Origin of the sequence: Anaerotalea alkaliphila, assembly GCF_010179735.1 — a bacterium.
Taxonomy (GTDB): domain Bacteria; phylum Bacillota; class Clostridia; order Lachnospirales; family Vallitaleaceae; genus Anaerotalea; species Anaerotalea alkaliphila.
Map to the genome: position 1 here is coordinate 1 of NZ_JAAEEH010000094.1, position 1,211 is coordinate 1,211.

Annotated in this window: 1 protein-coding gene; it reads left to right on the forward strand. The window is 62.9% G+C overall.

Going from position 1 to position 1,211, the window contains the following annotated elements; genetic code table 11:
• Window positions 1-15: 15 nt before the first annotated feature.
• The coding region (locus GXN74_RS14270; protein ID WP_162371601.1) for an ABC transporter substrate-binding protein at window positions 16-1,211 on the forward strand (1,196 nt) is incomplete at its 3' end.

Sequence of the window (1,211 nt, forward strand, 5' to 3'; positions counted from 1 at the left end):
GAAAGGGGATACATTATGAAGGCAAAACTTGCAATGCTCATGGCACTCATCCTGGCGGCAAGCCTGTTCGCAGGCTGCGGCTCCAAGGACACGGGAGGGACGGACACCGGCGGAGGCGCCGTGCAGCCCACCGGGGAGACGGTGGTCATCTACCAGAACAAGGTGGAGATCGGGGAACCCCTGATGGCGTTCGCCAGGAAGTATGAGGCGGCCACCGGGGTGAAGGTGGACGTGAAGACCTCCGGCGGGGACTCCCCCTATGCGGAGAACCTGAAGGCGGAGTTCCAGTCCGACCGGCAACCGGACATCTTCGTCATCGAGGGCATGGGCGGATACAACACATGGAAGTCCAAGCTTACGCCCTTCGAAGGGGAAGAGTGGATGGGACTGACGGACCTGGCGTTCCAGGTGGACGGCGTGGTGTACGGATTCCCGGTGGCGGTGGAAGCCTGGGGCATGGCGTACAACAAGAACATATTGGACCAGGCGGGGGTGGACCCGTCCACGCTGACCTCCCAGCAGGCCTACAGGGCGGCCTTCGAGAAGATCGACTCCATGAAGGAGGAGCTGGGGATCACCTCCGTGGTGGCCATCGGCGCAGGCCCGGACCTCCGTTGGGTGACGGGACTGCACAACTTCAACGGCTACCTGTCCGCGGGACTGGAGTACGGGGACACGACGGTGATCGACAAGCTGAACGCCGGGGAAGCCGACCGGGAGCGCCTGCAGGAGTACGCGGACTGGGTGGAGCTGCTGTTCCAGTATGCGGACAGGGCGGTGCTGCTGACAGGAAACTATGACGCCCAGGTGGGGCAGTTCGGAACCGGGAAGTCCGCCTTCGTGCACCAGGGGAACTGGATCGACCCGTGGCTGGCGGACAACGGGGTGGACTTCCCCATGGGATTCGCCCCCCACGCGTCGGTGTACGGGGAGCATGACTCCATCTTCATCGGGGCGCCTTCCTTCTACGTGCTGAACAACGAGAGCAAGAACCTGGATGCGGCCAGGGCGTTCCTGAACCATATGGCCACGACGGAGGACGGCCACGACTACATGGTAAACCAGGCCAAGATGGTTCCGGCGTTCACCAACGTGACCTTGACTCCGGACGCACCCTTGTCTGCGGACGTGGCCATGTGGGTGAAGGAAGGGAAGGCTTACACATGGCTGCAGAACGACATGCCGGACGGATTCGGCATGGGCACACTGGG